The following is a 12170-nucleotide window of genomic DNA, read 5'->3' as shown; positions in this document are numbered from 1 at the left end:
CGGGACGGCAGGACCCTGCGTTCAGTCGCCCTCGGCGCGCAGGACCCGCAGGTGACCCCGGCGCCCGACCTCCGTGACGTCGTCGGGCTCCGCACCTCGACGTGTGCGCCCCGCCTCGCGGACGGCCTCGGCCAGTGCCGACAGGTCGTCGTCGCTGGGCCCGGTCTCCTCGAAGTGCTGCGTCAGCCGCACGACCTCCCACCCACGGGGGGCGGTGAGACGCTCGGCGTGCTCGGCGCAGAGATCGTAGCTGTGGGGCTCGGCCATGTGGGCCAGGGGCCCGAGCACGGCGGTCGAGTCCGCGTAGACGTAGGTGAGGGTCGCCACCGACGCACGGGTGCATGCGGTGCGCGAGCACTGTCTGACGGATCTCACGCGCTGACACTACGCCCTGCGCGGTGGTCGCGATGCCATACACGCCGATCCCCGTCCTCGCGACCGGTCGGCCCGGGCGCGGCACGCAGCCGTCCTCTAGGCTCGGAGACGTGCCTGCCCACCCCTCGTCCTCCCCCTCTCCCACCCCGCACGGGCGCCGTCGACGCCCCGAGCGCACTGCGCCCGACGCACCCGCTCCCCTCGTGGCGTCGCTGCGCATCCCGGCCCGCGGGCCGGACCTCAACGACTCCGGTCCGCACCCGCGTCGCCGCGACCGGCGCGGGCGCGGGATCCGGGGCCCTCTGCTCCCGCCATCGGCACCCGCGAACCGCACGCGCGGCGAGAAGTTCGACGCGCACGTGATCGCCACGATCGCCCTGCTCGAGCGCAGCTGGTCCAAGCAGCTGCACGGCACCGAGTTCGCGGTCGAGGACGTCCCGCCCTCCGACCCCGCACCCTGGGAGGACGCCGGGGTACCGCTCGGGCGGTACTTCCCCGCCGACTCCGGACAGCCCGCCCGGATCGTCGTCTACCGGCGCCCCATCGAGTCCCGGGCTTTCGACGACGACGACACGGCGGACCTGGTGCGAGACGTCGTCGTCGAGCAGGTCGCGCACATGCTCGCACGGACCCCCGAGGAGATCGACCCGCGGTACCAGGGCGGACACTGAGAGTCAGCCGGGCAGGCCCGCGGTGCTGGTGGCGCGGACCGCGACCGTGCCCTGGCTCGACGCAGGCGGCACCGGGACGAGCACCGACAGCAACGCCCCGGGCGCTCCCTCGGCTGCGCCGGCCACGGGGGCACCCGCGCTCGCGACCACCGACCACACGGGCACCGGGCCTTGCTGCGTGGACCCGGCAGACGTCTCGCTCGCGTCGAGCGTGAGGACCGCAGGCTCGTTCCCGCCGCCGAGCTCGAGCGTGTCGAGGCTGATCGTCGTCCCCGCCTCGACCGCGAGAGCGGTCTCGCCGAGCAGGGCGCCCTCGGCCCCGTAGGCGCGCAGCGTCCCGCTGAACGTCCCCGTCGGTGCCCCGTCGTCGCCGCGCTCCGGGGGCGTCGAGGGCACGGCACCGACGCGCACGATGCTGCTGGTGCCAGGGACCAGGGTCACGGTCCCGCGGTCGGTCGTCCGGGCCGTGGTGGGCTCGATCGTCCCTGCCGCCTCGGACGCGTCGTCGCCGACCGATGGCGATGCCGAACCCGGGTCGAGCGCGGTCGCCGCGACCCACGCACGGTCGACCTGCGGCGCGTCGTCGAGCGAGTCGGGGACCGGGTCTCCCGCGCGCGCCTGGAGGGCGCCGGCCACGACCGGCACGGTCGCGTCCACCGTGACGGTGTAGTCCCCTGCGGGCAGCCCACCGAGGGACACGTCGGTGACGGCCCCCGGCGCGAGCTGCTGGTCCTCACCACCGCGCAAGCGCACCCGGCCGTCGGTGCCGTAGACCGTCACGGTCGCGCTGCCCGCCTCGCTCCCCGGGACGAGCAGGCGCAGCTGCGGTGCTCGGGGGTCCTCGACGGACTCGCCCGCGCTCGTGACGCCGAGCGCGAGCGCCGTGGTCGGCTCGGCCCCGGGGACCACGAAGTCGACCCCGACCGGCACCAGGCCGTCGAGGGTGCTGTGCTGCAGGTAGGCAGCGACCGTGCCGCCCGTGGACTCGACGTGCACGGCCAGACGGCGCTGCTCGGGCGCGACCGCCTCGACGAGGGTCACGACCTCCTCGCCGGGCGGGACGAGGTACTGGCCGCCCCCGCTCAGGACGACGGGACCGCCCGGCCCCCAGACGCTCAACCGCACCGTGGCAGGCGTGCGTCCGGGGTTCTGGAGCACGAGCTGTGAGCTGCTGCCGACCTCGGTGCTCCCTCCGACGATCCAATGACTGATGTCCGGCACCGCGCAGCTCGCCGCCGCGAGACCACGCAGGTCCCCTGCTGTCGTCACCGAGCCCACGGACGCCGCGACCCGGGTGTCGACCGGCATCCCGGCACCGACGCGCAGCACCTCGCTGTCCGTCACGTCGGCCAGCGAGACCGTCGTGGCGCCGTCCCCCTGCTCGAGCGGCGAGGCGTCCAGCGCGTCGAGGCCCGTGAGGTTCACGGGCGTGTCCCCCGGGTTCGCCGTGCCCGCCCCCGCCCCGCCGACCACCGCCGCGCGCAGGGCCGTCGCGGTCTCGACGGGAGCCGCGCTGAACTGCGCGTCACCCACCTGCGCCGTGTCCGCGAGACGCACGGGTGCGGGGCACACGAGCACACGCTCGGGAGTCGACGCCTCGATCTGCTCGACGTCGGTCGAGACCGCGCCCGGCGCGGCACCCCAGCCCTGAGGAACGCCGACGGCGGCCACGACCCCCGTGAGCGCGACGGCCACGAGGCCCGTGGAGATGGTCGCGACCCGGCGCAGGGCAGCGCGCGGGTGCGAGCGTCTAATGGTCACAGGTACTACCTCGTTCCGGTCCGACGACGTCCCACCGGCACGGCGAGGAGCACGAAGATCAACAGGGTGACCCCGGCCGCGACGAGCCACGGGAGCCGGTGCGCGGGGTCGTGCTCGATGCTCAGGAACCCGCCCTCAGGGCCGAGAAGGAACGCCTGGCGCCCGTCGACCTCGGCGCGCGGGAGGTTCCGGCCGTCGAGCGTCGCCGACCACCCCGGGTCGGCCGTCTCGGCGAGCACGACGGCGCGCGTCTGCGCACCGGGGTCGACCCGGGTCGCCACGGTCTTGTCCTCGGCAGGGAGGAGGCGTTCGACGGAGACCGGCTCGCTCGCCTCGTCCCCCACGGCGGGGGTCGCGGGGAGGGCGTCGACGACGCGCGCCCAGGCGGGCGCGTCGGTCTCCGCCGGGCCCGGCGCGACGCGCCACAGCACGCCCGACTGCCCCTCGGTCACGCGCTCGAGGCCCGGCACCATGTCGAGCCGGGCGACGAGCTCGGCGCGCTCGCGTGCGGTCGTCGCGTCGGGGGCCGGCTCGGCGGGGATCAGCACCGCACCCACCGCCAGGTCGGCGAGCCCGGTCGCGGCGTCGGCCGAGCTCCCGGAGGCCATGGCGGCGACGAGGTCCGGGACGGGCCCCTGGGTGAACGACGGGTCGTCCATGGCGCGGACGTGGACGACGCTCGACGAGTCGATCATCTGCGGGCCGTCACCACGGAGCAGCGCATACTCGAGCACACCACCGGGCCCCAGCTCGATCGAGAGCACACGCACCTCGCGGTCGGAGTCCTGCATCAGCTGGCCCACCCGGGGCACGACGGGCTCGGTCGTGACGTTCAGGTCGCCGACCGCTCCGTCCTGCGCGGTCGCGGACAGCACCCATGAGGTGAGCGAGGTCGCGGGGACGGCGAGCGCGACGAGCGCCAGCAGCACGACGGCGCCGGCCCTCCATCCCGTACGCGCACGGCTCCGCGGGGCGACGGTCGCGGTCGGACGGACCGCGCGGCGCAAAGACGGAGCACCGAGCAACGCGGCCCCCAGGAGTGCCAGGAGGACCACCGAGACCCCGACCCCGGGCCATCCCGTGATCGCACCGTGCTCGCCGACCGCGACCTCCACCGAGCCTGCCGCAGCAGCCGTCGCGAGGCCTAGCGCGGCGACGAACCAGGCGCTCACGACCGCTGCGCCCCGCCGACGGAACAACGCCACGACCGCGAGGGCCGCGACGAGCACACCCGTGGCGAGCGGGGCCCAGCGGGCGGCCTCCCCCAGGGGGCCGGCGTCCAGGTCGAACCACGCGGAGGCCTCGACGGGCTGCCCGAGCAGCTGCTGCCAGGCGGGCGCAGACACGGCCTGCACCGGAGCCCCCGGGTCCGCGAACAGGAGGCGCCACCCTCCGTCGTCCCAGGTCGTGACGACGCGTCCCCAGAAGGGGGCGAGCAGGACGATCGACGGGAGGAGCACCAGGAGGAGGTACCTGCGGTGCTGTACGGAGGCCACAGCGACGACGGTCAGCGCGAGGGCGGCGACCGGGAGCAGCACGGGCGCACCGCTCACCGCGACGAACAGCGCGAGCGCCGCCGCGGCGGCCGCCCCGATGGACCCCTGGCGCCGGCGCCGGGCCGTACGGACGACGCGGGGGGCCGTCGGCGTCATACCGGCCTCGACCACGGACCTGGTCGCGAGCGCGGGAGCGACCTCGTCGCGGGCATGGACGCCGAGCGCCCTCAGCACGCCGAGGGCGACCCAGGGAAGTGCGGCGTGGGCGACGAGGGCTCCCAGCCTGCCGTCGCCGAGCGCGATCACGAGCGAGGGTGCCGCGACCCAGACCACGGTCGCCCAGGCGCGCAACCACACCGAGCGTGTGACGCCACCTGCGGCGAACCACGCCCCGAGCCCCGCGACGACGAACGACGTCACGACGAGCACGCCGATCACCGGCTGCGCAACGCCCCCGCCGAGGAGCGAGGCCGACAGCAGGAGGGTCGTGAACGGGTCGGCCGGAGCCGCCGCTCCCATCCCCTCCGCGATCCAGCCACCGGTGGCCGCCTGCCAGGTCTCGGCGAGACGACCCTGCGCGGGCAGGAGCGCTCCGCCGACGAACCGGCCCCCGGCGCCGAGCACGGACAGCAACGGACCGAACACGACCGCGGTCACCCCGAGCAGGGCGACCACGACCACTGTGAGCATCGCCCGTCGGCGACGCGCGACGGCCCGCAGCTCGGCGCGCTCGAGATCCGTCGGGGCCTCGACCGTCCTGCTCAGCTCGGTGCGCGCGAGGCGGTGGTCCCGGCGCTCGCCGAGCACGTCCCGCCAGGTCCCCCGCAACGGCGCCAAGGCTCGGCGCGGGAGCACGCTCGTCCGCTGGATCCGCCTGCGCGCGCGGGCGAGCGCCCGGAGGCGGAAGACCGCCCACAACGGCGCAAGGAGCTCGTCGCGAGCCTGTCCCGGGCGCTTGACCGCGAGGCGGTACATGGCCTGGAAGGGGGCCCAGAGGATCATCGCCAGGGCCGCGGGCAGGAGCATCGGAGCGGAGACGCTCACCAGCCGCTGGTGCAGGAGGCTGCGTCGTCGTGCACCGTAGGACGCGTCGACGTCGGGGACGGGAGCCTCCTGCTCCTCGTCCCGCGGGTCCTCCTGCCGGAGCCCCAGGAGCGAGGCCTGCGCGTGGCGCACGACCGCCCGAGGCACGACGACGATCCGGTGCCCGGCGAGGCGTGCACGGCGGCACAGGTCGAGGCCGTCCCCGAACACCCCGTGCTCGGGGTCGGTGCCGCCCAGCTCCACCCAGACCGAGGTCCGCACCAGCGCACCGGCGAGCCCGACCGCCAGGACGTCCTCCCGTGCGTCGTGCTGCCCCTGGTCGATCTCGTGCTCGTCGATGCCGGTCATCCGACGCCCCAGTGGGGAGATCGTGAAGCCGACCTCGAGGAGCAGCCCGTCGTCGTCACCGCCGGCGTCCCATCGACGCTGCTTGGCGCCTGCGACCGCGACCGTGGCGGAGTGCTCGACCGCGCGCAGCTGCTCGGCCAGGGAGCCCGGCTCGGGCGGGGAGTCGTCGTGGAGCAGCCACAGCCAGGTCGGGGGTGCGTCCTCGCCGCGCGAGGCGAGGGCCGTGTCGACCGCCTGCCCGAACGACCGGGCGTGCGGGGCCGCGAGGAAGCGCGCGCCGCCCAGGTGCAGCTCCTGGTACTCGCTCATAGCCCGGGACGTGGCCACGTCGACGACGATCACCGCGTCGGGGGCGATCGACTGCGCCCGGACCGCGTCGAGGGTCTCAGGGAGGTAGCGCGTGTGTCCCTGCGTCACGATCACGGCGGTGACCGTGACCGTCGCGGAGGACGAACCCGCTGCTGCCACCGCGGCAGCGGGCGCCACGCCACGTGCACGCTGCTGCGATGCACCCGGCTGAGAGAGGGGCCCGGTCACGGTGGTGGTGTCTGAAGAAGTCATCCTGCCGTCATCATGACCCGCGTCCGCCGTGGATCGTGGGACCTCGGCCCGGCAGGTCGCGGACTCGGAGCGCCTGGGGCCGCTCCGTGCTGAGGCCCTGGCGCGCCCTGCGTGCGGACCCTGGACCTTCCGTCAGAGCAGAGGCCGGTCAGACCACCCGGCGCTTCAGCTTGCGGCGCTCACGCTCCGAGAGACCGCCCCAGATACCGAACCGCTCGTCGTGCTCGAGCGCGTACTCGAGGCACTCGGACCGCACCTCGCACCCCGTGCAGACCTTCTTCGCCTCGCGGGTCGAGCCGCCCTTCTCCGGGAAGAACGCCTCGGGGTCCGTCTGAGCGCACAGAGCACGCTCCTGCCACCCCATGAGCGTGTCGTCCACCACTTGACCGAAGAGCGGCAGCACAGGGGCTACCGTCTCGATCGCCCGACCTGCATCCGAGGGGAATGCCCCTTGGTCCTCGCCCAGCACGTTCCACATGATGCGCCCCTTCATGCCGTTCTTTGGAAACTGCATTAGGGAAATTACACGCGTGTCATGCGCGTCCGTCAAGCCGAAATGTGCTATCGAGCGGATCCCGTGGGTGAAATCACGGAGGCCGCCGCGCCGACGGCCTCCCCCTAGGCTTGACCTCATGGCCCTCTCTCCAGCACCCGTCGCCCACGTCGCTGACCTGCAACGTCTCATCATCCGAGACCCCGGGCGCCCCCGTGTCACCTGGTACGGCGACGACAGCGAGCGCGTGGAGCTTTCGGGAGCGGTCCTGCACAACTGGATCAACAAAACCGTCAACCTCCTCGTCGAAGAATTCGACGCCGCCCCGGGGACACGAGTCCTGCTCGACCTGCCCCCGCATTGGCGGGCGATTGTCTGGGGCCTCGCCGTATGGAGGACGGGTGCCACGCTCGTCCTCCTGCCAGATGCCCCGGCGAGCGGCGCCGTCGAGCGGGAGGAGGGGGCCGGGCAGCCCGCGCTCCTCGATCTCGCGCACGATGCGGACGTCGTCGTGACGTCCCGGCCGATGGCCTGGGCGGGGACGCGCGCGCCCGTCGTCGCCGTGCCGCTCCCCGCGCTCGCCCGTCGGTTCGACGGCGACCTCCCTGCAGGTGCCATCGACGCGGGCTCGGCCGTCATGACGTACGGCGACCAGATCGGCTGGGTCGAGGAGGTCGACCCGGACGCGATCGCGCTCGAGCCGGGGGGCGTGCGCCACGGCGCGCTGATCGCCTGGGGAGCCGAGCCCGGCGACGACGTCGCCCCGGGGGCGCGTGTTCTCGTCCAGGAGGGCGACGCGCTCCGGCTGCTGCGCCGCACCCTGCAGTTCCTGACCGTCGACGGGTCGGTGGTGCTCGTCGGCGCCGTCATCTCACGCCTGGGCACCGACAACCCGCGACTCGCACGGCTCATCGCTACAGAGCGAGCCGGCACGGTCCTCCCGCTAGAGCCCTGACGGGTTCACCACGTGTAGAAGACACGCGGACCCGTGTGGACGCCAGGGGTCGGATAGCCCGCCGCAGCCCACTGACCCGACGACATGTGGAAGAACCCCGCAGGGCCGTCGTAGTAGATCGCTGGAGACTCCGGGAACTTGACAAATCGGTCGCGGCGCACCGACTCGACCGTCTTCGGGGTCGGAAAGTCCCAGGCCGCCCAGTAGGAGTACTTCTCGGTCCGGTGCTCCCCGAACTGGGTGTCGTAGTAGAAGGGGTCTCGTGGACCGATCTGGGACGGGTCGATGCGGAAGATGTTGGCTGCCCACGGGAGCTTGTACCAGCCGTCCGTCTGCATGTTCTCCACCGCCGGCTGCCCGATGAAGTCCCACTCGCTGAACGTCAGCTTGTGGATCTCCGACGAGAGCGGCACCTGGGCGAAGAGCTCTGAGGACGACGGGAACTTCGCGATCGAGCACGTCAGAAGCTCGCAGAAGTCCGGGTCCTGGTAGGGCTCTCGAAACCCGGTGCTCCTCCATTGCTCGAACGTGATCCGACCAGTCTCGCTACTGGTCGACGGCCCACCGGTCGGAGGCCAGTCGACCCGCCAGTAGATGTGGTCGGTCCACGATGCCGACAGGAGCTCCGCCTCGAGGACGACGGGTTCCTCGAAACCGAGTCGTCGCCACTCGTCGAAGCTCACGTAGTGGTAGTCGCTCCACGAACCGTCAATTCGACCCTCGACGCGGAAGATCGCCGAGCTGAACTCAGACTTCGCCAGGAAGTAGTCGCTCTCGACCGCCGTCGCGACCGGGGTCGTTCCCGCCCCCCCGAGCGCCAGGGCGAGGATGATGGCAAGTCGACCTGAACCACGCAGCATGGCAGCTCCTTCAGCAGGGTGAGCGAACCGAGGCTCGGTCGCGTACCGTACGGCAGTCAAGGGAGATCCGGCAAGCCCGCGGCGGCGCGACGAATCGGTCGACGAGCACGTGAACGGAACATCCGGCGCTCCCCGGCAGGAACGTGAACGATCTGCCGACGCCCCTCGAACACGCTGGACCCGTCGCTTGGAGGAGAGACCCGCATGGAGAACCACGGTCAGGGGGACGCACCCATGGACACGAGGTCGCAGGCCTATTCTGAGCGGCTCCGCGCGCTGCAGGGCGCATGGTGGAAGCGGGCGCTCCACGTCCAGGCCCCCTACCGCTGGAACATGCGCCGCTCTCTCGGTGCTGCGCGGACGCTCGACCTGGGCTGCGGGGTTGGCCGCAATCTCGGCGCACTCGGGGATCGAAGCGTGGGGATCGACCACAACGCGAACTCGGTGGCCTTCTGTCGATCCCGCGGACTCACGGCCTACACCCCCGCAGAGTTCCACACCTGGGCTCGCTCCGAGGGTGCGGAGTTCGAGGGGCTGCTCGTAGCGCACGTCCTTGAGCACCTGTCACCTGAGACTCAGTCACCGCTTCTCGCAGAGTACCTACCGTACCTCCGGCCAGGCTCGGTCGTCATGCTCGTCTGTCCCCAAGAACGCGGGTACGCGAGCGACTCGTCGCACGTCGACTTCGTCGACTCCGACCGCCTCCTGGCGATCTGTGCCGGGCTCGGTCTGGACGTGGCGACATCCAGGTCCTTCCCGTTCCCACGCCGCCTGGGCACACGCTTCGTGTACAACGAGTTCGTCGTGGTCGCCCGCACTCCGGCAAGCACCCGCACAGATGGCTAGCGCGTTGCCCGGCGGGGAACGTCCGATCTCCCGACTACTCGACGTGAGATGATCCCGCCCATGCGCGGAATCATTCTGGCCGGAGGATCCGGTACCCGTCTCCACCCGATCACGCTCGGCGTGAGCAAGCAGCTCGTCCCTGTGTACGACAAGCCGATGATCTACTATCCCCTGTCCACACTCATCCTTGCCGGGATCAAGGACATCCTCGTCATCACGACTCCTCATGACGCCGAGCAGTTCCATCGGCTGCTCGGCGACGGCGGGCAGTTCGGTGTGTCGATCTCGTACGCCGTGCAGGCGGAGCCGAACGGCCTCGCCCAGGCGTTCGTCCTCGGCGCCGACTTCATCGGCGACGACTCCGTCTCTCTGGTCCTCGGTGACAACATCTTCTACGGCCCCGGCCTGGGCAGCCAGCTGACTCGGTTCGAGTCGATCGACGGCGGAGCAGTCTTCGCGTATCGCGTGTCAGACCCCACGGCCTACGGTGTGGTCGAGTTCGACGCGAACGGTATGGCGTTGTCGCTCGAGGAGAAGCCTGCTGTCCCCCGCTCGAACTACGCCGTCCCTGGTCTCTACTTCTACGACAACGACGTCGTCTCGATCGCACGGGACCTCGAACCATCGGCACGTGGCGAGTACGAGATCACGGACGTCAACCGCGAGTACCTGCGCCAAGGACGGCTGCAGGTCGAGGTTCTTCCGCGAGGCACGGCATGGCTGGACACCGGCACCTTCGACTCGCTGCTTGAGGCCTCGGATTTTGTCCGCACCATCGAGAACCGGCAGGGTCTCAAGATCGGCTCGCCGGAGGAGGTCGCCTGGCGTCGAGGCTTCCTGACGGACGACGAGCTGCGCGAACGCGCCGAACGCCTCGTCAAGTCTGGCTACGGGACGTACCTGCTCGGCTTGCTCGGAACGCCCAGCTCTCCGCACCCCAGCTAGACGGACTCGTCTGCGGGCCGGCCCGCAGGACACAGGCCGGCCCGCACGACGTCAGGCTCCCAGCACTTCCGCCGAAGCGCGCTGCCAGCGCTCCGACCAGTCACCGATCGCGGCGACCCCCACCGCTTCGAGTGCTCCATGACTGAGCACCGAGTAGGCAGGTCGCGGAGCAGGGCGCACGAATGCCTCGCTCGTCGTCGGCACTACGCTCACCGAGGCGCCGATCGACTCGACGATCGCCCGCGTGAAGTCGAACCAGGACGTCTCGCCGGCGGAGGTGCCGTGATAGACACCGCCCGGGGCGTCGCTGTCCACCAGCCGCAGGACCAGGTCTGCGACGTCGACCGTCCAGGTGGGCTGTCCGACCTGGTCCGCCACGACGCTCAGCTCGTCTCGCTCACGAGCAAGGCGTGCCATCGTGCGAGGGAAGCACGGCCCACCGGCCCCGTACAACCATGCAGTTCTCACCACCAGGTGGCCGGCGGAGGCCGCCAGGACCGCCCATTCCCCTGCAGCCTTCGTCCGACCGTAGGCCGAGCGTGGCGCGACAGCCTGGTCCTCGCCATAGGGCACCGTCGCGGAGCCTGCGAAGACGTAGTCGGTCGAGATCTGAACGAGCCGAGCACCGGTACGTGCCGAGGCCTTCGCAAGGTTCGCGGCGCCGACCGCATTGATGGCAAAGGCCTCACCCTCGCGAGCTTCGGCGTCGTCGACCGCGGTCCATGCGGCACAGTTCACCACCACGTCGAACCCGGCGACACCTGCCTCCGCCGACGACGGATCCGTGACGTCCAGCTCGGACCGGGTGACTCCGGACACGTCGTGTCCCGACAGTTCGAGCACCCGGACCATGTCCTGGCCGAGCATGCCGGCTGACCCGACCACCAGCCACTTCTTCGATCGGTGCGATGATGCTTCCATCCCAGATGGCTCCGTCCTGGAGGAGTGGGCGGGCCAGTCCTCGTATGATCACTCAGTGCGCGCTCCGTCCGGCCCGCAGAATCACCTGATTCTAGGCCTGACGAGATCCGACGGATTCTTCCCGGGTGCGATCGTGGTCGACCGCTCGCCCCGGCGAACAAGGGCTCGACGAGGATGGACCTGCGAGAGCGTCGACTGATCGACCGGTCCCAGGAACCTCCCGGTGACCGGCGCGCGTGACAAGAAGATTGAGGAGAGCATGGAGTTTCGTGAGCTGAGCGTCCCCGGCGCCTGGGAGATCACCACGGCGCAGTTCGGCGACGCCCGTGGTGCGTTCCTCGAGTGGTTCAAGGCACCCGCGTTCGAGGCGGCCACCGGGCACGCGTTCGACCTCCAGCAGGCCAACTGCTCGGTGTCCGCCGCCGGTGTTCTCCGGGGAGTTCACTTCGCCGACGTCCCACCCGGGCAGGCGAAGTACATCACCTGCGCCAAGGGTGCGGTGCTCGACGTCGTCGTCGACGTCCGGACCGGGTCGCCGACCTTCGGCCAGTGGGACTCGGTCCTGCTCGACGATGTCGACCGTCGCGCTGTCTACATCAGCGAAGGCCTGGGCCACGCCTTCATGTCCCTCGAGGACGACTCGACAGTTCTTTATCTCTGCTCCACGGGCTATGCGCCCGGGCGCGAGCACGGGATCGACCCCCTCGACCCGGACCTGGGGATCGCCTGGCCGACCATCGGCCGGTCGGGAGCCTCACTGACACCGATTCTCTCCGAGAAGGACTCCGAGGCTCCCACGCTCGCCCAGGCGGCCGCGGACGCGCTCCTTCCGACCTGGAGCGCCGTGGATGAGTACGTACGATCTCTCACGGAAGGCGGCGCACGGTGAAGTTC

The 12170-nt window shown here is 71.5% G+C and carries 11 protein-coding genes; 5 read left to right on the top strand and 6 right to left on the bottom strand.

Annotated elements, in window-relative coordinates; all coding sequences use genetic code 11:
* Window positions 1-21: 21 nt before the first annotated feature.
* Window positions 22-375, bottom strand: coding sequence for a DUF3499 domain-containing protein (locus ASE27_RS03995; RefSeq protein ID WP_056646034.1), 354 nt, complete (start codon window positions 373-375; stop codon window positions 22-24).
* A 110-nt stretch (window positions 376-485) separates the two neighbouring features.
* On the opposite strand from ASE27_RS03995, the gene ASE27_RS19670 reads away from it, so the two are divergent.
* Window positions 486-1046, top strand: coding sequence for a metallopeptidase family protein (locus ASE27_RS19670; protein WP_235535341.1), 561 nt, complete (start codon window positions 486-488; stop codon window positions 1044-1046).
* Window positions 1047-1049: 3 nt separating this feature from the next.
* Here the strand turns inward: ASE27_RS19670 and ASE27_RS03985 are convergent, their stop codons facing one another.
* The 3 genes from ASE27_RS03985 to ASE27_RS03975 form a co-directional block, all read right to left on the bottom strand.
* The gene (locus ASE27_RS03985; protein ID WP_056646031.1) at window positions 1050-2807 is read right to left on the bottom strand and encodes a DUF5719 family protein; all 1758 of its coding nucleotides are present in this window, start codon (window positions 2805-2807) and stop codon (window positions 1050-1052) included.
* Between the two features lie 5 nt (window positions 2808-2812).
* Window positions 2813-6163, bottom strand: coding sequence for a glycosyltransferase (locus ASE27_RS03980; protein ID WP_162259214.1), 3351 nt, complete (start codon window positions 6161-6163; stop codon window positions 2813-2815).
* Window positions 6164-6404: 241 nt separating this feature from the next.
* Complete coding sequence (locus ASE27_RS03975; protein WP_056646753.1) at window positions 6405-6734, bottom strand: WhiB family transcriptional regulator; 330 nt, start codon at window positions 6732-6734, stop codon at window positions 6405-6407.
* Between the two features lie 154 nt (window positions 6735-6888).
* Between ASE27_RS03975 and ASE27_RS03970 the strand changes: the two genes are divergently transcribed.
* Window positions 6889-7704, top strand: a complete 816-nt coding sequence (locus ASE27_RS03970) for a TIGR03089 family protein (protein WP_056646025.1) — start codon at window positions 6889-6891, stop codon at window positions 7702-7704.
* 5 nt (window positions 7705-7709) lie between these two features.
* On the opposite strand, the gene ASE27_RS03965 is transcribed toward ASE27_RS03970, so the two are convergent.
* On the bottom strand, window positions 7710-8564 hold the full coding sequence (locus tag ASE27_RS03965) for a hypothetical protein (RefSeq protein ID WP_056646023.1): 855 nt from the start codon (window positions 8562-8564) through the stop codon (window positions 7710-7712).
* Between the two features lie 204 nt (window positions 8565-8768).
* On the opposite strand from ASE27_RS03965, the gene ASE27_RS03960 reads away from it, so the two are divergent.
* Together ASE27_RS03960 and rfbA are read left to right on the top strand one after the other, a co-directional pair.
* Entirely contained in the window at window positions 8769-9410 is a 642-nt protein-coding gene (locus ASE27_RS03960) for a bifunctional 2-polyprenyl-6-hydroxyphenol methylase/3-demethylubiquinol 3-O-methyltransferase UbiG (RefSeq protein ID WP_056646020.1), read from the top strand.
* Window positions 9411-9470: 60 nt separating this feature from the next.
* Window positions 9471-10355, top strand: coding sequence for a glucose-1-phosphate thymidylyltransferase RfbA (gene rfbA, locus ASE27_RS03955; protein ID WP_056646751.1), 885 nt, complete (start codon window positions 9471-9473; stop codon window positions 10353-10355).
* A 51-nt stretch (window positions 10356-10406) separates the two neighbouring features.
* On the opposite strand, the gene rfbD is transcribed toward rfbA, so the two are convergent.
* Window positions 10407-11276 (bottom strand): dTDP-4-dehydrorhamnose reductase, encoded by an 870-nt coding sequence (gene rfbD, locus ASE27_RS03950; RefSeq protein ID WP_056646017.1) that lies wholly within the window; start codon window positions 11274-11276, stop codon window positions 10407-10409.
* 259 nt (window positions 11277-11535) lie between these two features.
* On the opposite strand from rfbD, the gene ASE27_RS03945 reads away from it, so the two are divergent.
* Window positions 11536-12165, top strand: a complete 630-nt coding sequence (locus tag ASE27_RS03945) for a dTDP-4-dehydrorhamnose 3,5-epimerase family protein (RefSeq protein ID WP_056646748.1) — start codon at window positions 11536-11538, stop codon at window positions 12163-12165.
* Window positions 12166-12170: the final 5 nt, after the last annotated feature.

The sequence above is a fragment of the Oerskovia sp. Root918 genome (assembly GCF_001428945.1).
In the GTDB taxonomy this organism is placed as follows: Bacteria; Actinomycetota; Actinomycetes; order Actinomycetales; family Cellulomonadaceae; genus Oerskovia; species Oerskovia enterophila.
This window is presented reverse-complemented; position numbering and strand designations above follow the sequence as displayed.